Here is a 22,570-nt window from a genome sequence, read left to right as displayed (position 1 = left end):
CGTGGGGTGATCAGCCGGTGAAGGGCTTGACGTCCAGGATCTTGACGGTGGCCTTCTTGCCGTTCGGCAGCTCGTACTCGGCGTTCTCGCCGACCTTCTTGCCCATCACGCCGGTGCCCAGCGGGGACTGCGGGGAGTAGGTCTCGAAGTCCGAGGACGCGTACTCGCGCGAGGCGAGCAGGAAGGACATGGTGTCGTCCTCGTCGCCGTCGAAGGCGATCTTGACGACCGTGCCGGGCGCGACCTCGCCGTCGGAGGCGGGTGCGGTGCCGACCTTGGCGTTCTCCAGGAGCTGCGTCAGCTGGCGGACGCGGAGCTCCTGCTTGCCCTGCTCCTCCTTGGCCGCGTGGTAACCGCCGTTCTCACGCAGGTCGCCCTCCTCGCGGGCGGCTGCGATCTTGGTGGCGATCTCCGTGCGTGCGGGACCAGAGAGGTAGTCCAGCTCGGCCTTCAGCTGGTCGTACGCCGCCTGGGTCAGCCAGGTGACGCTCTCGCTCGTCTGGGTCACGGGTGCTCCTCGTCGGTACAGGGGACTACTTGTCCGCCAGCGGCGGGCGAAACCACGAGCCTAACAATTCGGGAAGAAAAGGGGGAGGACACCATGTGTATGAAGTGTGTCATCGGGCCCGTGAGCTGGAAAGAGCTCAGCCTGCCGTCGGCGTGGTGTCCTTGCCTGCAGCCTGGCAGCCCACGAGCTCGATCATCGTGGCCCGGCCGGTGGTCTTCAGCGAGAGCATTTCGTCCACGCGCGTGTCCTTCTGCCCGAAGGTGAAGTCCGCGCGGCCCACCTCGGCGTGCTGCTCGTTCTGGGAGCTCAGGGTGCAGACCCCGGTGACCCCGGCGTCCTTGCGCACCTCCAGCTGCACCTTCACCTCGGAGTCCGAGACCACCTGGAACTTGATCACCTGGGCGCTGACGCTCTGGCCCGCGACGTAGTCCCAGCCGATCCAGCCGACCACACCCAGCAGCCCGACGCCCAGCACGGAACCGACGATCTTGAGCTTGCGGTCCGCACGCTCGTCCGCCGACCGGCCGTAGCGGCCCTCGGGCAGTCCCTCGCGTACCGCGCTCATTGATCGTTCCTTTCGGGAGGGCAGGACTCCGGATTCCCGGGGGCAGCCCCGGAATTTTTCCACCCCCCGATTCGGTCACTATAGGAGGCGAACGCCCTGACGACTCAAAGAGGATCCTGTCTTGACCGAGCAGCTTCGACTGATGGCCGTCCATGCCCACCCCGACGACGAGTCGAGCAAGGGCGCGGCCACCATGGCCAAGTACGTGTCCGAGGGGGTTCCCGTGCTGGTGGTGACCTGCACGGGGGGTGAGCGCGGCTCGATCCTCAACCCCAAGCTCCAGGGTGACAAGTACATCGAGGAGAACATCCACGAGGTCCGCGCCAAGGAGATGGACGAGGCGCGCCAGATCCTCGGCATCGAGCAGGAGTGGCTGGGCTACGTCGACTCCGGCCTGCCGGAGGGCGACCCGTTGCCCCCGCTGCCCGAGGGCTGCTTCGCCCTGGAGGACGTGGACGAGGCGGCCGGCCGCCTCGTGAAGAAGATCCGCGCCTTCCGGCCGCAGGTCGTCACCACGTACGACGAGAACGGCGGCTACCCGCACCCCGACCACATCATGACCCACAAGATCTCGATGGTGGCCTTCGAGGGCGCCGCGGACACCGAGAAGTACCCGGAGGCCGAGTTCGGCCCGGCGTACCAGCCGCGCAAGCTCTACTACAACCAGGGCTTCAACAAGCCGCGCACGGTGGCCCTGCACGAGGCGCTGCTCTCGCGTGGCATGGAGTCCCCGTACGGGGAGTGGCTGGAGCGCTGGAAGGAGTTCCAGCGCGCCGAGCGGACACTGACCACGCACGTGCCGTGCGCCGAGTTCTTCGAGATCCGTGACAAGGCGCTCATCGCGCACGCCACGCAGATCGATCCGGACGGCGGCTGGTTCCGCGTGCCGATGGAGATCCAGAAGGAGGTCTGGCCCACGGAGGAGTACGAGCTCGCGAAGTCGCTCGTCGACACTTCCCTCCCCGAGTCCGACCTCTTCGAGGGCATCCGGGAGAATGCGTAGCTATGAGCGCTACGCACGCAGCACTGACCGAGCTCCTTCCGCTCGCGGGTGACACCTTCGACAAGAACAAGGTGACCCCCGGAGTCCTGGGCTTCATCGTGTTCGCGGCCCTCGCCCTGGCGGTGTGGGGCCTGATGAAGTCGATGAGCCGGCACATGCGCCGGGTCGACTTCACGGAGGCCCCGGAGGCGGGAGCGGCGTCCGCCGCCGCCCCGGTGGCGGAGAAGGCCCCGTAAGGAGCCGCTCCACCGGCGGACCGGCTCCTCGCGCCCGGGCTCCGGGCGCCGCCCCGCCGCCCGCCCGTGCCACGGGCGGGGCGGCGAAAGCGCGCTGCCCACGGCTCGCGCCTCGCCCGTCAGGCCGATCCGCGGCGGGCGGGTCCGTACCGCTGCCGGCCGCCTTCGGCCCGCGCAGCCGTACGGCCGGCCCGCTCCGTCATCGCGCCGGCGAGGCGGGCGGCATCGGGACCCCCATGATCTCCCGCGAGTGCAGGTTCGGGACCAGCCCGAGCCGCCACGCCTGCCAGCCCTCCGCCGGGTCCACCCCGCGCCCCAGCGCCACCGCGTAGGCGTCCAGGCCGTCCTCCAGCCGCCCGTCCCGCATCGCGTGCGGCGCCGCGGCCAGCCGGGCCAGATCCGCCCGGGCCTCGTCCACGCCCGCGCCGGGGAGCGCGTACGGCAGCAGCGTGCAGCGCAGGAAGCGGGCCCAGTCCTCCCCGCGCCGGTCCCCGTACGAGATGAACAGCCGGGCCGCCTCCTCGCACAGGCCCAGCGCCTGCGACACCCGGCCGTTGCCCGCGTCGATCACCGCGAGCTCCAGGCAGGTCCACGCCTCCCCGTGCGCCAGCCCGATCCGCCGGAAGTCCGCCCGCGCGTCCGTCAGCAGCTGCCGGGCGAAGCCGGAGTTGCGCAGGTTCCCCGTCTGCGCCGCCCGCTGGTCGCGGGTGACCCGGCCCGAGTGGTGCCGGGCGTGCGCCAGCCCGTAGACGTCCCGCATCCGCGAGAACATCGTGCGGGCCCGCTCCAGCTCCCGCACCGCCTGATCGCGCTCGCCGCCCTCCTCCAGCGCCTGCCCGAGGTAGTACAGCGACCAGGCCTCGCCCCGCGCGTCCTCCTGCTCCCGGTGCTCGGCCAGCGCCTCGCGCAGCCGCTCCACCGCCGGGCCCGGGTCCCCGTCGACCACCCGGGCGCGGCCCAGCTGGGTCAGCGCCCAGGCCTGCCCGCGCTCGTCGCGCGTACGCCCGTACAGGTCGAGGGCCAGCTTGAGCTCCGCCTCCGCCCCCGGGACGTCGCCGAGCCGCAGGAACACCTGCCCCAGCTGGAAGTGCGCCCACGCCTCGCCGTGCACGCTCTCGCTCTCCCGGTGCAGGGCCAGCGACCGCTCCAGCAGCTGCACCGCCTCCGCCAGGTGCGTCCGGTCCCGCTCCACCGCCGCGAGGGCGTGCAGGGCCCACGCGGCGGTCGCCCGCCAGCTCCTCCGGCTCCTGGAGCACCAGCGCCTCGCGGATGCGGGCGGCGGCCTCCGGGAGCTGGCCCTGGTGGTGCAGGGTGATGCCGAGCGAGATGAGCGCCATGCCCGCGCCGGCGTCCTGGTGGGCCTCCCGGTACTGGTCGACCACCGAGGTCAGCGTGGTGCGGGCCTTGTCCAGCTCGCCGAGCTGGCGGGCGGCGATACCGGTACGCCACTGCACGGAGCGGACCAGGCGGCCCTGGCCGGGCTCGCCCCGGCGCGCGGCCTCCACCGCCAGCGTCAGCTCGTTGATCTCGCCGAGCCGGTACAGGTCCCCGCGCAGCAGACAGAAGTCGCAGAGCGCGCCGAGCAGGTCCAGCACGGCCTGCTGGTCCACGTCCTCCGAGTGCCGCAGCGTGGCCGTGATGAAGCTCGACTCCTCGTCCAGCCAGCGCAGCGCCGCGTCGAGCGAGGCGAAACCGTGCCCCCCGACCGTGCTTGTCTTCGAAGGCGCGTTCGCACGGGTCGACATCTTCCCGTCGACCATCCGGATCACCGAGTCGGCGAGCTGCGCGTAGTTGCGGATCAGCCGGCCGTGCGCCGCCGAGGACTCGGCCCGGTCCTCGTCCTGCGCGAGCCGCGCCGCCGCGTACGAGCGCACCGCGTCGTGCATCCGGTACCGCTCGCCGCGTACGTGGTCCAGCAGGCCCGCCCGCGCCAGGTCGCGCAGCAGCGGCCCCGCCGACGCCCGGTCCGCGTCGATCAGCGCCGCCGCGGCCGACGGCCCGAGCGAGGCCCGCCCGGCGAGCGTGAGCCGCCGCAGCAGCCGACGCCGCTCCTCGGGCAGCCGTGCGTAGGCCAGCGCGAGGGCGCCGTCCAGAGCGTCGGGGCCACCCGGGGCCTGCGCTCCGGCCGCACCGAGCGGGGCCAGGGGTGCCAGTACGCGCAAGGCCAGCGGGAGCCCGGAGCCGAGGGCGAGCAGCCCCCGCAGGGCCTCCTCACCGTCCTCCCCGTCCTTCCCGTCCTCCCCGTCCTTCCCGTACGGGGCCGATCCGGCCGCCTCGGCCCCGGCGCGCACCAGCTCCGCGCTCTCCGCCTCCGCCAGCCGCTCCACCGGGAGCTGGTGCACCCAGGCCGACAGGCCGGGCAGCTCCAGCGGCTCCCGGGCCGTGACCAGCACCAGGCTCTCCGACCGCTCCGGCACCAGCATCCGTACCTGCTCCGCGTCCACCGCGTCGTCCAGCAGCACCGTGACCGGCAGCCCCTGGAGGTGCTGGTGGTACAGCTCGCCCAGGCGCCGTACCTGCTGCTCCGCCGAGGACCCCTCGCGGAACAGCAGCTGTTCGCGCGGGGCGCCGAGCCGGTTCAGCAGGTGCAGCAGCGCCTCCCGGATCGGCAGCGGGGCCTCCCCGCTGAGCGAGCCGCCCCGCAGGTCCACCACGCAGGCCCCGCGGAACTGGTCGTGCAGGGCGTCCGCCGCCCGCAGCGCCAGCGCCGTACGCCCCACGCCCGGCTCGCCGTGCAGCACGACGACCACCGGGCGGGTCTCCGTACTGGCCCGGGCCGCCTGCACCCACTGCGCGATCCGGGTCAGCTCCGCCCGCCGGCCCGCGAACGAAGCCGCGGGCTGTGGGAGTTGGCCGAAGGACTGCTCCAGCACGCTGCGCCGCCGGGCCTCCGCGCTGCGGTTGGTCCCGCGCAGCTGGGGAGCCGTGGTCCGGGAGGTCTGCCGGGGCGCCCGCGCCGCGGCGGCCACCGCGCGCTGCTGCTCCAGGAACGGGCGTATCCCGCGCACCTCCAGCGCCGTCAGCCACTGCAGTCTCAGCTGCTCCGGCCCGCCGGGCCGCCCGCGGACCCCGGCCCGGCGGTTCGCGGCGGGCAGGTGCAGGGCGGTCACCTTGGCGACCGTGGCCACCGCCCCGGCGATGCCGGTGACGGCCCCGGCGGCCAGCGCCGTGCCCGCCCCCACGCCGAGCGACAGGTCGGCCCCGACGGCCGCGGCCGCCGCAACCGCCGTCACGAGCAGCGCCGTGGAGGTGTTGCCGCGCCGGAAGGCCTCGCCGAGGGACTCGTCCCCGGCCGCCGCCTCGTCCAGGGCCCGTACGTACGCCTCGTACTCCTCGGCGGCGCTCGCCGCGAGCGCGTCCAGCGCCTCCAGGCCGCGCGCCGCCAGCGCCGCCTTGTCGGCCGGCGTGCCGGCCCCGGCCCCCCGCCGGGCCTCCTCGTCGACGGCCCGCTCCAACAGTCGCTCGGCCTCGCCGCGATGGCTGTCCCGCATCGGCATCCCCCTCAAGAGAGCTCCGGCAACGTGGCCCCAAGTGTCCGCCGGGACTGCCGCGAGCGCGAGGGAATCTGAGCTAGATCAGAGGGAGTTGCCCCAACTCCCCCCGCTCACGCGCATATATGTACGTTCCACCGCGCGCACGCGGCCCCCCGTCGACGCCGGGTGGCCGGACCGGCAGGCCGGGGCCGCGGCCGACGTGGGGTGGCACGCCGTCCTCCGCTCCCCGCGGCGTCCCGCCCGGTGCGCGAGGATGGGGCCATGCCGAACCGCCTCGCTCATGAGACCTCGCCGTACCTGCTGCAGCATGCGGACAATCCCGTCGACTGGTGGCCCTGGTCGCCGGAGGCGTTCGCGCAGGCGCGGGAGCGGGGGGTGCCCGTCGTGCTCAGCGTCGGGTACAGCAGCTGCCACTGGTGCCACGTCATGGCGCACGAGTCCTTCGAGGACGAGCTGGCCGCCGCCTACATGAACGAGCACTTCGTCAACATCAAGGTGGACCGCGAGGAGCGGCCCGACGTCGACGCCGTCTACATGGAGGCCGTGCAGGCCGCCACCGGGCAGGGCGGCTGGCCCATGACCGTGTTCCTCACCCCCGACGCCGAGCCCTTCTACTTCGGGACCTACTTCCCGCCCGAGCCCCGGCACGGGATGCCCTCCTTCATGGAGGTCCTCGAAGGCGTGCGGACCGCGTGGGTGGGGCGGCCCGAGGAGGTCGCCGAGGTCGCGCAGCGGATCGTACGGGACCTCGCCGGACGGCAGTTGGAGTACGGCAAGGCCGGCACGCCCGGCCCCGAGGAGCTCGCACAGGCGCTGCTCGGGCTGACGCGGGACTACGACCCCGTCCGCGGCGGCTTCGGCGGGGCGCCGAAGTTCCCGCCGTCCATGGTGCTGGAGTTCCTGCTGCGCCACCATGCGCGCACCGGGGGCGAGGGGGCCCTGCAGATGGCCGCCGAGACCTGCGAGGCGATGGCCCGCGGCGGGATCTACGACCAGCTCGGGGGCGGGTTCGCCCGGTACTCCGTGGACCGGGAGTGGGTCGTCCCCCACTTCGAGAAGATGCTGTACGACAACGCGCTGCTGTGCCGGGTGTACGCGCATCTGTGGCGGGCCACGGGTTCCGATCTCGCGCGGCGCGTCGCCCTGGAGACCGCCGACTTCATGGTGCGCGAGCTGCGCACCGCCGAGGGCGGCTTCGCCTCCGCGCTCGACGCCGACAGCGAGGACCCGCAGACCGGCGAGCACGTCGAGGGGGCGTACTACGCCTGGGCCCCCGCCCAGCTGGCCGAGGTGCTCGGCGCGGACGACGCGGCCCTGGCCGCCGCGTACTTCGGGGTGACGGACGAGGGCACCTTCGAGCACGGCAAGTCCGTACTCCAGCTGCCGCAGGACGGGCCCGTCGTGGATGCCGGGACCATCGCCGGCATCCGGCGGCGGCTGCTCGCGGCGCGCTCCGAGCGGCCCGCTCCCGGCCGGGACGACAAGATCGTCGCCGCCTGGAACGGCCTGGCGATCGCCGCGCTGGCCGAGTGCGGGGCGTACTTCGACCGGCCGGACCTGGTCGAGCGGGCGACCGAGGCCGCGGACCTCCTCGTCCGGGTCCACTTCGACGCGGCTGCCGGGCGGGCGCGGCTGGCCCGGACCAGCAAGGACGGGCGCGTCGGCGCCAACGCCGGCGTCCTGGAGGACTACGGCGACGTCGCCGAGGGCTTCCTCGCGCTGGCGGCCGTGACCGGCGAGGGCGTCTGGCTGGAGTTCGCCGGATTCCTCGTCGACCTCGTCCTGGACCGGTTCACCGCCGAGGACGGCTCCCTCTACGACACCGCGCACGACGCCGAGCGGCTCATCCGCCGCCCCCAGGACCCGACCGACACCGCGGCCCCCTCCGGCTGGACGGCCGCGGCCGGCGCGCTCCTCTCGTACGCCGCCCACACCGGATCCGAGGCGCACCGTACGGCCGCCGAGCGCGCCCTCGGGGTCGTGCACGCGCTGGGTCCGCGCGTCCCGCGCTTCATCGGGCACGGGCTCGCCGTCGCCGAGGCGCTGCTCGACGGACCCCGGGAGGTGGCCGTGGTGGGGCATCCGGAGGATCCGGCGCTGGCCCGGCTGCACCGGGCGGCGTTGCTGGGGACGGCTCCCGGGGCCGTCGTGGCGGTCGGGCTGCCGCGGGCGGCCGACGGCAGCGGGGGCGAGTTCCCCCTCCTGGCCGAGCGCACGCTCGTGCACGACCTTCCGACGGCGTATGTGTGTCGACATTTCGTCTGCGCGCGGCCTACGACAGACCCGGTCGAGCTCGCCGATCAGTTGGGTGTGGTTCATCCCTGAATCTGCCGGAGTGCCGTCAATTCCGGTTGCTCGTCCCGCATTTCGGAAACCTGGTTTTTATCCCCGCGGCTCCTGAGTTTCATTTTCGCTGCCTACTCTCATGTCTGCGGCCGTCGCTGGGGAGCCGCCGAGCGGGCACACCGGGGGGTGTGCCCGAGGGGGAAGCAGGGGCAGGCGGGCCGGGGGGCCCGCCTTGATCCCCTGGGGGGATTGCCGATCGCCGCCGGGTGTCGCGGCATGTCTGTGGGGGACGTTTTGTATACATCTGTCGCCATATCCGTGATTTCGTTTGCGCTTTTCTGGATGGCCGCCTTCACGCTGTGGTGGCAGATGCACGCGTGGCGCACGCCCGAGACGCTCGCCTCGACCCGCTTCGACCGCCCCGACGGCGAGGGCCGGCTCGCCTTCTCGCTGCTCCTGCCGGCCCGGCACGAGCAGGCGGTCCTGCGCCACACCATCGAGCGGCTGCTCGAATCGAGCCACGGCGACTACGAGATCATCGTCATCGTCGGCCACGACGACCCGGAGACCTCCGCCGTCGCCGAGGCCGCCGCCGCGCGGGCGCCCGAGCGCGTCCGGGTCGTCGTCGACCACCATGAGGCCAAGAACAAGCCGAAGGCCCTCAACACCGCCCTCCCGCACTGCCGGGGCGACATCGTCGGGGTCTTCGACGCCGAGGACCAGGTCCACCCCGAGCTGCTCGCCCACGTCGACCACGCCTTCCGCTCCACCGCGGCCGACGTGGTCCAGGGCGGGGTCCAGCTCATCAACTTCCACTCCTCCTGGTACAGCCTGCGCAACTGCCTGGAGTACTTCTTCTGGTTCCGCTCCCGGCTGCACCTGCACGCCGAGAAGGGGTTCATCCCCCTCGGCGGCAACACCGTCTTCGTGCGCACGGAGGTGCTCCGGGAGGCCGGGGGCTGGGACCAGAACTGCCTGGCCGAGGACTGCGACCTGGGCGTACGCCTCTCCTCGGTCGGCAAGAAGGTGGTCGTCGCGTACGACTGCGACATGGTCACCCGCGAGGAGACGCCCGGCTCGCTGATGAGCCTGCTCAAGCAGCGCACCCGCTGGAACCAGGGCTTCCTGCAGGTCTACCGGAAGAAGGACTGGCAGCAGCTGCCCGGCCGCGGCCAGCGCTGGCTGGCCCGCTACACGCTGATGACCCCGTTTATGCAGGCCGCCTCCGGGGTGATCATCCCGCTCAACTTCGCCGCCGCCGTCCTGCTCGACGTGCCCGTCGGCATCGCGATCATCACCTTCCTTCCCATGATCACGGCGATGGTGACCTTCGTGTTCGAGATCGTCGGCCTGCACGACTTCGGCCGCCAGTACGGGCTGCGCGTCCGCTTCGTGCACTACCTCAAACTCGTCGTCGGCGGCCCGTTCTACCAGGTGATGCTGGCGGGCGCCGCGATCCGGGCGGTCTGGCGCGAGCAGCGCGGCCGCAACGAGTGGGAGCTGACCAGCCACACCGGCGCCCACCTCGCTCCGATCAGCGCCACCGCCGGGGCAGGTGCCGCCGGCGCGTCCACCGCGATCCGAGAGGACAGTCACCAGTGACCGCCACCCTGCCCACGGCCACTGATCCCCGGTCCGGCGCCGCCACCGCCACCGCCACCGCACCTTTGATCCCGCAGCAGCGGACACGTCCCGGCGGTCTCGGGGTCCGGCCGCCCGCCCCGGCCCACCCCCTCGTCCGCTTCCGCTCCTCGCGCCCCGACCTGCTGCTCTGCGGGGCCGTCCTGCTCGCGATCGTCCTCGTCCAGGGCTGGAACATCACGCACTTCCCGACCCTGAGCGACGACGAGGGCACGTACCTCGCCCAGGCGTGGGCCGTGCAGCAGGGCGACGGCCTCGCGCACTACACGTACTGGTACGACCATCCGCCGCTCGGCTGGATACAGATAGCCGCCCTGACCTACCTGCCCTCGCTCCTCGTGCCCGACTGGATGACCGTCGCGCCGATGCGCTTCTCGATGATCGCCGTATCCGCCGCGAGCTCGGTGCTGATCTACGTACTCGCCCGCCGGCTCTGGCTGCCGCGCTGGGCCGCGGGCCTCGCGATGGCCCTCTTCGGGCTCTCCCCGCTCTCCGTCGTGCTCCAGCGGGAGATCTTCCTCGACAACCTCGCCGTGATGTGGATGCTGCTGGCCTTCTGTCTGGCCGCGTCCCCCAGCCGCCACCTGTGGCACCACTTCGGATCGGGACTCGCGGCCGCCACCGCCGTCCTGACCAAGGAGACGATGCTGGTGGTGCTCCCGGCGCTGCTGGTGACCATGTGGCGCCACAGCCACCGCGACACCCGCAAGTTCGCCGTCACCGGCGCCGTCACCGCCTGCGCGCTGATCGGGCTCTCGTACCCCCTGTACGCGCTGCTCAACAGCGAGCTGCTGCCCGGCGCCGGGCACGTCTCACTGATCGACGGCATCACGTACCAGATGAGCCGCCCGGGCTCGGGCTTCCTCCTCACTCCCGGCTCCGGTTCGAACGGCGTGCTGCGGTCCTGGCTGTACTACGACACCGTCCTGCCGCTCGGCGGGCTGGCCGGAGCGCTCCTGCTGCTCGCCACCCTCAGGTGGTCGGTCACCGCCCGCGCGCTCGCCGGCCCGGCGCTCGCCGCGGTGATCCTGGCGGCCGTCGCGATGCGGCCCTCCGGCTACCTGCCCGCCATGTACGTGATCCAGGCGCTGCCGTTCCTCGCGCTGGTCCTCGCCGGGGGCGCGGCCAGCGTCACGCACGCCGTGCTGCGCCGCCGCCGCGCGCCGGGGGAGCGCGGGGTGCGCGCGATCGGGCGCCGGGTGCTGATCGGCGTACTCGCCGCGGCCGCCGCGGTGTACGTCCTGCCGCGCTGGTACGAGGGCGACCGCACCGCGCTCACGGCCGACGCGAACGCCCCGTACCGGGCGGCCGCCGCCTGGCTCGGCCGGGAGGTCCCCGACCCCGGGCACACCCGGGTCCTGGTCGACGACGCGCTCTGGCTGGACGCCGTCCACCACGGCTTCGAGCCCGGACCCGGCGCCATCTGGTTCTACAAGGCGGACCTCGACCCGGCCGTCACCAGGACCCTGCCGCGCGGCTGGCGCGACATCGACTACGTGGTCTCCTCGCCCACCGTCCGCCGGGACGCCGTGGACCTGCCCAACGTGAAGGCCGCGCTGGAGCATTCGAGCGCGGTGGCCGTCTTCGGCTCCGGCGAGGACCGCATCGAGATCCGCAGGACCGACCGAGCCGACGGGAGCTGATCCGCCATGAGCGAGGACCTGTGGACCCCGCACGCCCCGAGCGATCCGGAAGTCTCTATTCCGGGTGCGGGGGGCGAGGGCGGGGAGGTGGCGGCGGGCAGCGTCACCCTCATCATCCCGACCTTCAACGAGGCGGGGAACATCGGCGAGTTGCTGAGCCGGCTCGCCGACTCCCTCCCCGGCCGCCTGCCCTGCGCGGTGCTGTTCGTGGACGACTCCACGGACGACACGCCGGCCGTCATCGAGAAGGCCGCCCTCGACCTGCCCTTCCCGGTCTCCGTCCTGCACCGCGAGCGGGCGGTCGGAGGCCTGGGCGGCGCCGTCGTCGAAGGCCTGAAGCTGGCCGGCACGGACTGGATCGTCGTCATGGACGCCGACCTCCAGCACCCGCCCCACCTGGTGCCCGAGCTCGTCGGCGAGGGCGAGCGCACCGGCGCCGATCTCGTCGTCGCCTCCCGCTACATCCCCGGCGGCAGCCGGGCCGGACTCGCCGGGAACCACCGCGTCGCCGTCTCGCGCGGTGCGACCTGGCTCGCCAAGGGGCTCTTCCCGCGCGCCCTGCGCGGGATCAGCGACCCGATGAGCGGCTTCTTCGCGATGCGCCGCCCGTCGGTCACCGCGGACGCCCTCAAACCGCTCGGCTACAAGATCCTGCTGGAGCTGGCGGTGCGCTGCCGGCCCGCCAAGGTCGCCGAAGTACCGTTCGTCTTCCAGGACCGCTACGCGGGCGAGTCCAAGTCCGGAGCCCGCGAGGGGCTGCGGTTCCTCGCCCACCTCGCCGCGCTGCGTTCCGCGACCCCGCTGGCCCGGATGATCGGATTCGGGCTGATCGGGCTCTCCGGCTTCGTCCCGAACCTGTTCGCGCTGTGGCTGCTCACGCACGCCGGGGTGCACTACCTGCCGGCCGAGATCGCCGCCAACCAGGCCGGGGTGCTCTGGAACTTCGTCCTCATCGAGACCCTGCTCTTCCGCGACCGGCGCCGGCACCGGCACTGGGCGGACCGGGTCGGCCGCTTCGCCCTGCTGGCCAACGCCGATCTCCTGCTGCGGATCCCGCTGATCGCCCTGTTCGTCGCCCGGTTCGGCATGGAGGTGCTGCCCGCCACGGCGCTGGCCCTGGTCACCACCTTCGTCCTGCGGTTCGCCGCCACCGAGGCCCTCGTCTACCTGCCGCGGGGGACCCGTACCGCGCGTACGGGACGCACCACCAGGAGTTGAGCCGCACCGAGCCGCCGTACAGAACAGAAGGGAACCGTCCATGCCAGCGAACATCCGGCGGAGGGCCGGGCGGCGCGCCGCCCTGGCCGCCGTCGGGGCGATGACCGCGGGCCTGCTGCTCACCGCACCGCAGCAGGCCACGGCCGGACCGCCCAATCTGCTCACCAATTCCGGTTTCGAGACCGCCGGCGCACCCGGCGCGGACATGCCGTCCTGCTGGGAGAAGTCCGGCTGGGGCGACAACGACTTCACCTTCGCCACCGTCGCCGACGCGCACAGCGGCACCAAGGCCATGAAGGTCTCGCTCACCCGCCGCCTCAGCGGCGACCGCAAGGCGCTCGTCACCGAGAACACCACCTGCGCGCCCACGGTCGTGCCGGGCAGGCAGTACGACCTGTCCGCCTGGTACAAGTCGAACACCCCGGACGTGTCGGTGACCGTGTTCCGCCACGACACCACGGCGGGCTGGCAGTACTGGACCGACCTGCAGAACCCGCCGGTCAGCGCCGGCTGGGCGCGCACGGAGGTCCGTACGCCCGCCGTCCCGCCCGGCACCGACAAGATCACGTGGGGGCTCTCGGTCTACGGGGTGGGCACGCTCACCACCGACGACTACGCGCTGGAGGAGGTGGGCGCGGCCCCGCCGCAGCCGGGCTGCACGGGCACGCCCGACGAGTGCGCCAAGGGCAAGTGGGAGGTGATCCCGGCCAGGAACCCGGTGCGTTCGATGCACGCGGTCGTGCTGAAGAACGGCAAGGTGCTGCTGATCGCGGGCTCGGGCAACGACATCGCGCAGTTCAACGCGGGCACGTTCACCTCGGCCGTGTACGACCCGGCGAACGGGTCCTTCAAGACGATCCCGACGCCGGTGGACATGTTCTGCTCGGGGCACGTGCAGCTGTCGGACGGCCGCGTGCTCGTCATGAGCGGGAACAAGGGGTACCCGTCCGCCGACGGCAAGACCGGCTACCAGGGACTGAAGGACTCCTACGTCTTCGACCCGGCGACCGAGGCGTACACGAAGACCAACGACCTGAACGGCGGGCACTGGTACCCGTCGGCGACGATCCTCGGCAACGGCGACGTGATCTCCTTCGGCGGTCTGAAGGAGGACTCCACGGGCAACGTCACGGCGGAGAAGTTCTCGGCGGCGCAGAACAAGTGGCTGCCGATGAACGAGGTCAACCAGACCTGGTCCTACTGGGGCCTGTACCCCTCGATGATCCTGATGCAGGACGGGCGGCTCTTCTACTCCGGCAGCCACACCTTCGGCAACGGCACGCAGGGCAGCGGCGCGTCGATCTACGACTACAACGCGAACACGATCACGGACGTGCCCGGGCTCCGCAAGAAGGACGAGCGCGACGAGTCGGCGAGCGTGCTGCTGCCGCCCGCCCAGGACCAGCGGGTCCTGACGATCGGCGGCGGCAACAACGAGTCGAACCCGGCGGCGAACAGGCTCACCGAGCTGATCGACCTGAAGGCGGCGAGCCCCGCGTACACCGCCGGCCCCGACCTGCCGCAGGGCCTGGTCGACGTGGGCGGCGTCAGGCGGGCGCAGACCGGAGCCGAGGGCAAGATGTACGTGTCGGCCGTACTGCTGCCGGACGGCAAGGTGCTGGAGACCGGCGGCGGGCTGCACGACCGGGCCGACCCGGTGTACGAGGCCTCGTTCTTCGACCCGGTGACCAACACCTACAAGGCCGGGCTGCCGGCGGACCCGATCCCGCGGACCTACCACTCGGGGGCCTTCCTGCTGCCCGACGGCCGGGTCATGGCGGTCGGCGACAACCCCGGCAACGGCACGTACAACAACAACGTGTCGATCTACACCCCGCCGTACCTGTTCAAGGGAGCGCGCCCGAAGCTCACCTCGGTGATCGACACGCAGTGGGTGTACGGGGACACGCAGCGCATCACCGTCGACCGGCCGATCGCCAAGGCGGAGCTGATCCGTCCGGCGGCGGTCACGCACTCCTCGGACCCGAACCAGCGGTACGTGGACCTGCCGTTGTCGGTGGTCAACGCCACCACCGTCGACCTCAACGTCACCACCAACCCGAACCTGGCCCCGCCCGGCTGGTACATGCTCTTCGGAGTCGACGCCAACGGCGTCCCGTCGGTGGCGACCTGGGTGCACCTGGGCGGCGCCTCGGCGCTCGCGGCCGCGGACGAAGCCCCGTCCCCGCACGTCCACGACTTCGCGGACGCGCCGCAGGCGGCCCCCAAGCAGAACCCGGGGAAGCGGGACTCGGTGCCCGTCGCCCCGGGCGTCGCCGGCTGCGACCGGCACTACGGCACGGCGAGCCAGTGCGTGCCGACGAAGTTCCCGGCGGAGGTGAAGGAGACGGCGAAGGCCCGCTGCGACTGGCTGGCCTCCCACCAGTACCCGAAGCGCATGAAGGTCAACGGCAGCGACCCGCTGCGCCTGGACCCGGACGGCGACGGCTACGCCTGCACGTAGCCGCCCGTGACGGAAGGAGCCCCGGCGCCCGTCGGCGCCGGGGCTCCGCCGGGGTTTCGACCCGGCTCAGTGCTGGTACGCGGCGAGCGAGATGCCGACGTAGTGGGCCACGAAGGCGGCCAGGGTCAGCGAGTGGAAGACCTCGTGGAACCCGAAGAAGCGGGGGGAGGGGTTGGGGCGCTTGATCCCGTAGATCACGCCGCCCGCGCTGTAGAGCAACCCGCCGACGATCACCAGGATCAGGACGGCGATGCCGCCGGTGCGCAGGAAGTCGGGCAGGAAGAAGACCGCGGCCCAGCCCATCGCTATGTAGCAGGGGGTGTACAGCCAGCGCGGGGCGCCGACCCAGAAGACCCGGAAGGCTATGCCGGCCGCGGCCGCGATCCACACCGCCCACAGGAGCGTCCGTCCGGTGGAGGGCGGGAGCAGGAGCACCGTCAGCGGGGTATAGGTCCCCGCGATGATCAGAAAAATATTGGCGTGGTCGAGACGCCGCAGGATGGCCTCGCCCCGCGGACCCCAGGTGCCGCGGTGGTACACGGCGCTGACGCCGAACAGCAGGCAGGCCGTGAGGATGTACACCCCGCACGCCACCCGAGCCCGCGTCGACTCGGTGAAGGCCATCAGCACCAGGCCCGCGACGACCACAGCAGGGAACATCCCGGTGTGCAGCCAGCCGCGCATCAGCGGCTTGGCCTCCGGTGCGGCCGGAGCGGCGGCGGCGTCAGAAGTCATGGCCGCCATGCTACCTACGGGTCCGTAGGTTTCCGTTAGTGCGCTTTACGGAAGATTGACGGGAGTGGCGATGCTCACGTGAGAAGCCCCCTGGACATATGCGCACACGCACCGGATGATCAGATGAGTGCGGTCGGCACCGGATGAGCGGAGCGCGAAGCGTCCGGGTCGCAGCCCCCACGGGGCAAACACCAAACAACCCCTCTTCAAGGAGCAATCGTGGCGCGCGAGAACGCGGCTCCCCTTTCCGGCTCGACACTCCCCACCCGGCATGCGGAGTTGATCTCCTGGGTGGACGAGATCGCAGCGATCACCCAGCCCGACCGGGTCGTCTGGTGCGACGGCTCCGAGGCCGAGTACGAGCGCCTGTGCGCGGAGCTCGTCGCCAAGGGCACGTTCAAGAAGCTGGACGAGGGCAAGCGACCCAACTCGTACTACGCCGCCTCCGACCCGTCCGACGTCGCGCGCGTCGAGGACCGGACCTTCATCTGCTCCGAGAAGGAGGAGGACGCGGGCCCGACCAACCACTGGAAGGCCCCCGCGGAGATGAAGGCCCTGTTCACCGGTGAGGGGGGCTCCGCCGGGCAGGAAGGTATCTTCCGCGGCTCCATGAAGGGCCGGACGATGTACGTCGTCCCGTTCTGCATGGGCCCCCTCGGCTCCGAGCTCTCCGCGATCGGCGTCGAGATCACCGACTCCGCCTACGTCGCCGTCGCCATGCGCACCATGACCCGCATGGGCAAGCCCGTCCTCGACGAGCTCGGCACCGACGGTTTCTTCGTCAAGGCCGTCCACACCCTCGGCGCTCCGCTCGCCGAGGGTGAGGCCGACGTGCCGTGGCCCTGCAACACCACCAAGTACATCTCGCACTTCCCGGAGACCCGCGAGATCTGGTCGTACGGATCGGGCTACGGCGGCAACGCCCTGCTCGGCAAGAAGTGCTACGCCCTGCGCATCGCGTCCGTCATGGCGCGCGACGAGGGCTGGCTCGCCGAGCACATGCTCATCCTCAAGCTCACCCCGCCGCAGGGTGAGGCGAAGTACGTCGCCGCCGCGTTCCCGAGCGCCTGCGGCAAGACGAACCTGGCCATGCTGGAGCCCACGATCCCCGGCTGGACGGTCGAGACCATCGGCGACGACATCGCCTGGATGCGCTTCGGCGAGGACGGTCGCCTGTACGCGATCAACCCCGAGGCCGGCTTCTTCGGCGTCGCCCCCGGCACCGGCGAGCACACCAACGCCAACGCCATGAAGACGATGTACGCGAACACCGTCTTCACCAACGTCGCGCTCACCCCCGACGGCTCCGACGTCTGGTGGGAGGGCATGACCGAAGAGGCGCCCGCGCACCTCATCGACTGGAAGGGCAACGCCTGGACCCCGGAGTCCGGGACCCCGGCGGCCCACCCCAACGCCCGCTTCGCCGTCCCGGCCTCCCAGTGCCCGACGATCGCCCCCGAGTGGGAGGACCCCAAGGGCGTCCCGATCTCCGCGATCCTCTTCGGCGGCCGCCGCGCCTCCGCCGTCCCGCTGGTCACCGAGTCCTTCGACTGGAACCACGGCGTCTTCATCGGCTCGAACATCGCCTCCGAGAAGACCGCCGCCGCCGAGGGCAAGGTCGGCGAGCTGCGCCGCGACCCGTTCGCCATGCTGCCGTTCTGCGGCTACAACATGGGCGACTACATGGGCCACTGGGTCGACGTGGCCAAGGGCAAGGACCAGTCCAAGCTCCCGAAGATCTACTACGTGAACTGGTTCCGCAAGAACGACGCGGGCAAGTTCGTGTGGCCCGGATTCGGCGAGAACAGCCGCGTCCTGAAGTGGATCGTCGAGCGCCTCGACGGCAAGGCTGCCGGCGTCGAGACCGCCATCGGCATCCTGCCGACCAAGGACTCCCTCGACCTGGACGGCCTGGACCTCCCCGAGGCGGACCTGGACTTCCTGCTCACCGTCGACAAGGAGGTCTGGCGCGACGAGGCCTCCCTGGTCCCGGAGCACCTGAACACCTACGGCGACCACACTCCCAAGGAGCTGTGGGACCAGTACCACGCGCTCGTCGAGCGCCTGGGCTGAAAGACCTGCCCGGAGCGGACTCCGGGCACCTGGGTGTGGGAGCCCCCGACCAAGCGGTTCCCACCGCAGCACCGGCCGAAGCCTGTCAGGAGTGTTGTCCGCGCTCCTCCAGGTAGGTCGTGTGCGTCTGCTGACGGCGGGCCTCTGCTTCGCGGAGGCCCGCCGTCAGGCGTTCCGCCTCCTCGTGCAGCAGCGACAGCTGCCGCTCCAGGTGCCGTTCCGGCGACTCCCCGCCGGGCGTGAGCCGGGTCCACCAGCGCGTCCGGTTGTACGTGTCCACGCACTCCGGCACGTCCAGCCCGATCGCCCGCGACAGCGCGTGCACCGACTCCGGGTCGGCGGCCAGCACATCGGCCACCCACCCCGGCTCCAGCAGCGCCCCGTACAGCTCCATCAGTTCCGCGAGCCGGCCCTGGGCCGGATCCGGCAGGTCCACCTCGGCCACGTACTCCCGCAGCCGGCCGAACCGTTCCCGTATGTCGTCCAGCTGCTGCGAGGGCCCGCGCGGCTCGGGCGGCGCCGGCCGCTCCGGCGGGGCGATCAGCGCGCCCGCGCCGTACAGCCCCGCCACGACCACCGGCCAGTACGTGCCCGCCACCCCGGTGACGGTCAGGCCCAGCCCGACCACCCCGCAGGCGCTGCCCGCCAGGTTCTTCCCCGACTCCAGGTAGTCGACAAGACGCGTGCGCAGCGCCCTCGCCACGGATCTACTGGTAGCCACGGATCTCCTCGAAGGCTCCGTTCAGCGAACCGTTGCCGTCGGTGGCGTCGAAGAGCCGCCCGCCGGTCAGTTCGGTGATGTGGGTGAGCTCCTTGCGGTCCGAGTCCCCGAACAGCACCGCGAAGACCGGCGTGTGCTTCCGGGCGTCCGGCAGCCCGGCGTAGAAGGAGTCGAAGTCCTTCGCCTTGTCGCCGCTCTGCCCGTCCGTCATCAGCACGATCGAGGTGAACGCGTCCGCGTTGCCCTTGCCGAGGTGCTCGTACGCGGCCTTCAGACTGCCGTACACCGCCGTACCCCCCTCCGGCCGCAGCGACTTCACATCGCCCCGGATCGCGTCCAGCGCGGGCCCCGGGTTGCCCGGCTCCACGACGTGCGTCAGCACCTTCTTCACCTTGTCGCCGAACGGCAGGAGCGTCACCTCCTCGCGGTCCCGGAACCGCTGCCCGGTCCCCGAATCACCCGTCCCCGTCAGCTCGGTGAGCGCCGAGCGCAGCCGCCCGATGCGGTCCTGCTCCTCCATCGAGCCCGAGGTGTCCAGCACGTACACCGTGCGCGAGGGCCGGCGCAGCTCGTTCTCGTACGAAGCCAGCAGCCCGTCCGCCACCGAGCGGGTGCCCGGGAACGGCAGCTCGCGCCGCTTGTCCGCGTTCAGCCCGGCGGCGGGCTGCACCCCGGCCGTGACCGGCCGGCGGAAGGTCTTCTCGGTGATCGCCTTCTGGGCCTCGGCGCCGCTGAGGTAGTCGGTCAGGGCCCGCCCCGACTCGCGGGCCCCGGCCGGGGCCGAGGTCAGCAGGGTCAGCGGGTAGTGGGCGGTGACCACCCCGTCGCGCGGCCGGATCACCGTCAGGCCCGCCTTCGCGTCGCGGTTCATGGACAGCAGCACGGACTCGTAGTTCACCAGCGCGTCCACGTCCCCGCGCTTGGCGTACGCCGTGGCCAGCCAGCCGGAGGAGCCCGAGGTCAGCTTCTGCCCGGCGAAGAACTCCTTCAGCTTGGGCTGCGCCGTCCTCACGTCCGCGTCGGTCAGCGCCGCCTGCGCGCCCGACAGCCCGGAGGCCACCGAGATCAGCGCGGAGAAACCGGAGTTGGAGCGCACCGGGTCGGTCATCCCGTACGTCAGCTTCCCGGCGGAGACGGCCTCGTGCACCGCCGACCAGGTCACCTCCTCCGGCTTCCAGCCGAGCCGGGCCAGCGCCTCCGCCCGTACGCCCAGCGCGACCGGCGAGGACATCACCGGCGTCTCGCTGCTGAGCTTCCCGGCGGCCTCGGGACGCAGCCGCAGGTAGTCGTTGGAGGACAGCCAGATGGCGTCGTACTTGCCGTCGGCCTTCCCGGAGGCCACCTGCTCGGCCGCGTCCAGGGTGCCGGACCAGGTGAGCTCGACGCTGACCCCGGTGGCGGCCTTCGCCGCCTTCAGTACCGGCTCCATGTCGGCCAGTTCGCTGGAGGCCAGCACCCGCAGCTTGCCCTCCTGGTACTTCGACTGCGTGGGCTTCGCCGGATCCGGAGAGCCGACGCCGCAGGCCGAGGCCCCGAGCAGGGTCGCGGCGAGCGCGACCGCCGCGGTCAGCCGTCCGCGCGCCGATGAGGTGCGCACGCCGCGGATGCCACCGCTGCTCATCGGGGACCGCCTTCCAGCACACCGGAGGTGCGCGTACGGGCCAGATGGGCCGAGGCGGTCCGGAGCTCCCCGGTCAGGGACTCCACGGTGGCGGCCATGTTCTCGGTCGCCTGCGCCTTGAACGTGTCGATCGCGTCCAGGGTCTCGTAGATCTGCGCGAAGGCCGTCCGCAGGGTCTCCGCGCCCACCGCCGGGTCGGCCGCGATCCGCTGGATCTCGCCGCTCTGCAGGGACAGCATGTCCGCGTTGCCCCGGATCAGGTCCTCGGTGGTCCCCTTCAGGGCGTTGACCTGCTCGATCACCTTGCTCTGGCTGTCGAGGGCCGAGGCCAGCATCACGGCGATCCGCAGCGCGGACACGGTGGTGGTGGCGGCCCGGTCGACGCCCTTGATCAGCTCGTCGTTGTTGCGCCGGACCACGTCCATCGCCAGGTAGCCCTGCGCGCAGACCGCCAGCTGGGTCAGCAGGTCCTGGTGCTTCTGCCGGACCGGGAAGAGCAGGTCGGCGCGCATCACGTCGGCCGCCGCCGGGTCGGTGTGCCCGGTCTCGGCGATCCGCTCCTCCACGGCCGTGTCCAGGGCCTCGGTGAGGACCGCGTACTCCTGGAGCTTGCCCATGGTCTCCCACAGGCGGGCCCGCTCGGTGTGCAGGGCCGCGTTGTCGCGGCGCAGCTCGTCCTGGCCGCCGCGCAGCGCGCCCACGATGCTGCCCAGCGTGGCCTGCGAGGAGGCGTACTTGGCCACGTGGTCGCGGAACCTGTTGCCGCCCGGCAGCTTCGCCAGCAGCCTGCGGGCCCCCTTGGCGGGAGTGTCCCGCGGGTCGAGGTCCTGGACGGTGCGGCGCAGTTCGACCAGGGAGCCCGCGACGCGGGTCTGGGCGTCGCCGCCGCCCTCGGAGCCGAGCGACCGCACGGCCCGGTCGAGCATCCGGTTGGACTGCTGGGCGGCGCTGCGGATGTCGCCGGCGCCGAGCGCGGATATCTCCCCGATGCGGCTCGCGAACTCGGGGGAGCGCGTGTCGACCCCGGCGAGCGAGCCGACGTACTCCCCCGCCCGGCGGGCCATCTCGTCGCGCACCCCGTCCTGGAGCGGGACGAGGCCCGAGGCCCGCTCCCGCCTGACGGGGGCGACGGGCTCGGGGGCGGTGAGGACGAGCGGGCTCTCCTCGGGTGGTGTCAGAGTCATGTGCGAAGGCCCCCCTAGCCCTTGGCGCGCGCTGCGAGCGCCATGAGGATCTTGACGGTCGGTGCGCTGACCTGGCGGATGCCGGTCAGCTCCGGGTTGAGGTACGCGGCGTGCGAGGCGGTGGCCGCGGTGAACTCGGGCACCCCGTTCTGCGGCCGGAACCCGTGCCGGACGGCCAGCTCGCGCAGTTTCGGGTCGTTGGCGAGGAGGGAGCCGAGCTCCTTGGCGTTCTCGCTGATCGGCACGAAGGTGTGCGGGGAGTTGACGGTGGTGTCCGGGTAGAGGACGACCATGTCGCCGGGCGCCTGCTTCTGCTGGAGCAATGAGGCCACCTGGGACTCGTACGCCAGGATGAGGGGCTCGCCGCTGCCGGAGATGAAGGCCCGGAACGGGTCGTCGGTGCTCGGCTCCAGGGCGCCCTGGACGCGGATCAGCTTCTGCATCAGGGGTGCGGTGCGGTCGATGCCGGCGTCGTCGGAGACCACCGTCTTGTCGTTGGCCACGTTCGAGGCGGCGGCCAGGAACAGGGCCCCGGAGTTGGACGTCGCCGGATCGGTGGTCTTGACGAACACCGTGCCGGTCAGCTCGGCGAACGCGGCGGAGCCGGACAGCTGCTGCCACTTGCGGTCCTCGGCGGCCGCCTTGAGGTAGGGCCCCATCAGGAGGGTCCCCGAGTTCTTGCCGGTCATCTTGGCGAGGCTGTTGTCGGCGAGCACCTTGGCGGCGTTGGCGCGGGCGATGACCACGAGCGGGGAGAAGAACGGCTTCGTGGTCTGGGCGCCCTTGACACCGGCCGCCGCCTCGATCTCCGGGGCGGGCTCGCTGCTGCTGGGGAAGGCGAAGTCGAATTCCTTGAGGGCGAGTTGGTCCATCGCCCAGGAGCCGGATGTTTCGGTCTTTACGGTGTAGCCCTTGTCGGCCAGGGCTTTGACGACGTCAGGGTCCCGGAAGTATTCGGACTTCTCGGAGCCGATGACGCCCTTCACGGTCTTCGTTGCCGTGGACGGGGTCTTTTCTCCTCCGGCGAGCGCGACGGCGATCACGCCGCCGAGGAGGAGGACCGCCAGGGCGATACCTAGGATGCGTCTCACGGGTGCAGAGTGCTCGCGGAAACCCACATTCCGCGTCAAGTTGAATGAACGTCAGGTGTCCAGGCGGTCCCACTTCGAAATGCTGTG

The 22,570-nt window shown here is 71.9% G+C and carries 15 protein-coding genes and 1 pseudogene; 8 read left to right on the top strand and 8 right to left on the bottom strand.

The window, feature by feature from the left end; all coding sequences use genetic code 11:
• Positions 1 to 10 precede the first annotated feature (10 nt).
• On the bottom strand, positions 11 to 508 hold the full coding sequence (gene greA / locus ACFXGI_RS28595; protein ID WP_030865473.1) for a transcription elongation factor GreA: 498 nt from the start codon (positions 506 to 508) through the stop codon (positions 11 to 13).
• Positions 509 to 644: 136 nt separating this feature from the next.
• Positions 645 to 1,073 (bottom strand): DUF4307 domain-containing protein, encoded by a 429-nt coding sequence (locus ACFXGI_RS28590; RefSeq protein ID WP_384712520.1) that lies wholly within the window; start codon positions 1,071 to 1,073, stop codon positions 645 to 647.
• Positions 1,074 to 1,194: 121 nt separating this feature from the next.
• Between ACFXGI_RS28590 and mca the strand changes: the two genes are divergently transcribed.
• A complete protein-coding gene (mca, locus tag ACFXGI_RS28585; RefSeq protein WP_384712517.1) occupies positions 1,195 to 2,076 on the top strand; it encodes a mycothiol conjugate amidase Mca in 882 nt (293 codons plus the stop codon).
• A gap of 2 nt (positions 2,077 to 2,078) precedes the next feature.
• On the top strand, positions 2,079 to 2,312 hold the full coding sequence (locus ACFXGI_RS28580; protein WP_384712513.1) for a hypothetical protein: 234 nt from the start codon (positions 2,079 to 2,081) through the stop codon (positions 2,310 to 2,312).
• 199 nt (positions 2,313 to 2,511) lie between these two features.
• Here ACFXGI_RS28580 and ACFXGI_RS28575 read toward each other — a convergent pair.
• A pseudogene (locus ACFXGI_RS28575) lies at positions 2,512 to 5,803 on the bottom strand (tetratricopeptide repeat protein).
• Positions 5,804 to 6,067: 264 nt separating this feature from the next.
• Between ACFXGI_RS28575 and ACFXGI_RS28570 the strand changes: the two are divergent.
• From ACFXGI_RS28570 to ACFXGI_RS28550, 5 genes are all read left to right on the top strand, one after another.
• Positions 6,068 to 8,131 (top strand): thioredoxin domain-containing protein, encoded by a 2,064-nt coding sequence (locus ACFXGI_RS28570; RefSeq protein WP_384712510.1) that lies wholly within the window; start codon positions 6,068 to 6,070, stop codon positions 8,129 to 8,131.
• A gap of 237 nt (positions 8,132 to 8,368) precedes the next feature.
• Positions 8,369 to 9,694: a glycosyltransferase gene (locus ACFXGI_RS28565; protein WP_384712507.1), complete on the top strand. Its 1,326-nt coding sequence runs from the start codon at positions 8,369 to 8,371 to the stop codon at positions 9,692 to 9,694.
• A complete protein-coding gene (locus ACFXGI_RS28560) occupies positions 9,691 to 11,376 on the top strand; it encodes an ArnT family glycosyltransferase (protein WP_384712504.1) in 1,686 nt (561 codons plus the stop codon). The genes ACFXGI_RS28565 and ACFXGI_RS28560 overlap by 4 nt, the downstream gene beginning before the upstream one ends.
• A gap of 6 nt (positions 11,377 to 11,382) precedes the next feature.
• Positions 11,383 to 12,594: a glycosyltransferase gene (locus ACFXGI_RS28555; protein ID WP_384712501.1), complete on the top strand. Its 1,212-nt coding sequence runs from the start codon at positions 11,383 to 11,385 to the stop codon at positions 12,592 to 12,594.
• 40 nt (positions 12,595 to 12,634) lie between these two features.
• The gene (locus ACFXGI_RS28550) at positions 12,635 to 15,058 is read left to right on the top strand and encodes a galactose oxidase-like domain-containing protein (RefSeq protein ID WP_384712498.1); all 2,424 of its coding nucleotides are present in this window, start codon (positions 12,635 to 12,637) and stop codon (positions 15,056 to 15,058) included.
• Between the two features lie 66 nt (positions 15,059 to 15,124).
• On the opposite strand, the gene ACFXGI_RS28545 is transcribed toward ACFXGI_RS28550, so the two are convergent.
• Positions 15,125 to 15,802: a hemolysin III family protein gene (locus tag ACFXGI_RS28545; RefSeq protein ID WP_384712495.1), complete on the bottom strand. Its 678-nt coding sequence runs from the start codon at positions 15,800 to 15,802 to the stop codon at positions 15,125 to 15,127.
• 210 nt (positions 15,803 to 16,012) lie between these two features.
• Here ACFXGI_RS28545 and ACFXGI_RS28540 point away from each other — a divergent pair, with 210 nt between their 5' ends.
• Positions 16,013 to 17,866, top strand: a complete 1,854-nt coding sequence (locus ACFXGI_RS28540; protein ID WP_384712492.1) for a phosphoenolpyruvate carboxykinase (GTP) — start codon at positions 16,013 to 16,015, stop codon at positions 17,864 to 17,866.
• 85 nt (positions 17,867 to 17,951) lie between these two features.
• Here ACFXGI_RS28540 and ACFXGI_RS28535 read toward each other — a convergent pair whose 3' ends face one another.
• Genes ACFXGI_RS28535 through ACFXGI_RS28520 form a run of 4 tightly spaced genes read right to left on the bottom strand, consistent with a single transcriptional unit; the run spans position 17,952 to position 22,483 of the window.
• On the bottom strand, positions 17,952 to 18,587 hold the full coding sequence (locus ACFXGI_RS28535; protein ID WP_384712489.1) for a hypothetical protein: 636 nt from the start codon (positions 18,585 to 18,587) through the stop codon (positions 17,952 to 17,954).
• Positions 18,574 to 20,208 (bottom strand): substrate-binding domain-containing protein, encoded by a 1,635-nt coding sequence (locus tag ACFXGI_RS28530; protein WP_384712486.1) that lies wholly within the window; start codon positions 20,206 to 20,208, stop codon positions 18,574 to 18,576. Before ACFXGI_RS28530 ends, ACFXGI_RS28535 begins: the two co-directional genes overlap by 14 nt.
• Positions 20,205 to 21,392: a toxic anion resistance protein gene (locus ACFXGI_RS28525; protein WP_384712483.1), complete on the bottom strand. Its 1,188-nt coding sequence runs from the start codon at positions 21,390 to 21,392 to the stop codon at positions 20,205 to 20,207. The genes ACFXGI_RS28530 and ACFXGI_RS28525 overlap by 4 nt, the downstream gene beginning before the upstream one ends.
• Before the next feature lie 14 nt (positions 21,393 to 21,406).
• Complete coding sequence (locus ACFXGI_RS28520) at positions 21,407 to 22,483, bottom strand: hypothetical protein (RefSeq protein ID WP_384712480.1); 1,077 nt, start codon at positions 22,481 to 22,483, stop codon at positions 21,407 to 21,409.
• Between the last annotated feature and the right edge of the window lie 87 nt (positions 22,484 to 22,570).

Origin of the sequence: Streptomyces sp. NPDC059355 (genome assembly GCF_042752335.1) — a bacterium.
Lineage (GTDB): Bacteria > Actinomycetota > Actinomycetes > Streptomycetales > Streptomycetaceae > Streptomyces.
The sequence above is the reverse complement of the archived record's forward strand: the minus strand, read 5'-3'. Positions and strand labels throughout refer to the sequence as shown.